Source organism: Bartonella sp. AA2SXKL, from assembly GCF_042197205.1.
GTDB lineage: Bacteria > Pseudomonadota > Alphaproteobacteria > Rhizobiales > Rhizobiaceae > Bartonella.
Genome location: NZ_JBHIRN010000072.1, coordinates 1 through 977, shown reverse-complemented (window position 1 = coordinate 977; position 977 = coordinate 1). Strand labels below are relative to the sequence as shown.

At 34.6% G+C, this 977-nt stretch carries 2 protein-coding genes; both read left to right on the top strand.

Annotation, left to right across the window (positions count from 1 at the left end):
- Positions 1-28 precede the first annotated feature (28 nt).
- Positions 29-466, top strand: a complete 438-nt coding sequence (locus tag ACFINS_RS09810) for a type IV secretion system protein (RefSeq protein ID WP_375706156.1) — start codon at positions 29-31, stop codon at positions 464-466.
- A gap of 237 nt (positions 467-703) precedes the next feature.
- Positions 704-977 (top strand): type IV secretion system protein (locus ACFINS_RS09805; RefSeq protein ID WP_375706155.1); only part of this gene is annotated, 274 nt, incomplete at its 3' end.

Sequence of the window (977 nt, the reverse complement as noted above, 5' to 3'; positions counted from 1 at the left end):
AAGTTTGTAACCTCTAAATCCACAGTACATATACGATCAAGATAAACAAAATGAAAAAGCTCAGAGAATCTTAAAGCAAATTATGCAAGATGAATATGAAAGTCGCAATACTTTCAAAAATACAAATGACGCACGAGCATTTATTGATACACGCAGTCAATATGCAACAGTCATAGATAAAGTTGTAGCTTTACAAACTTTTACAGAAACAGAAAATCGTTTTGAACAAATTGCAAAAATATTAACTGATATAGACAAAATTCAAGACTTGAAAGGTATTGCCGAATTACAGGTGCGTATGAAGGGTATGCTAGCCGTGATTCAAAATGAAGCGACAAAGCTACAAATGGTCGCACATTTGCGTAATACAGAACGCGAGCTTATAAACCATCAAAAACAACAACGTAATATGAAAATTCTTAATAGTAGCAATACAGCAATGCCACCTATACGGTCTATACGGTAGAGTTTTTATGACAAAATCATCTCTCATCAATCTCCTTTGTTCGTAAAAATAAGAGTTGTGCACAATATCCAGTGCAGTTCCAACAATCTTTAGGAACGCACAAACATTCTATTTACTCTAACTAACTCTAATAAAAAGCATTTGTAACAAATTGTGTAAATGCAAGTGAAACACACAACATATATTTTTATATTCCAAGGTGATAGAAAACTAAAAATCGGTTAAAGAGGAATGTTTATGGCCTTCACAATGTTCACGCAACTGTTCAATCAAATTGATCATACAATAAAAACATATGTCACAGACATTTCCTCAGAAGCAATTGCTATAATTACACCCTTCGTATCAATCGGTCTCACCATCGCTTTCATTGTATATGGATGGCTCGTTATTCGCGGTGCAATAGATATGCCTGCCTCTGAATTCCTAAGCCGTTGCTTGCGGATCAGCTTTATTACTTCAATGGCATTGTCTGTAGGACTTTATCAGCAAGTAATTGCAAATTTGATCC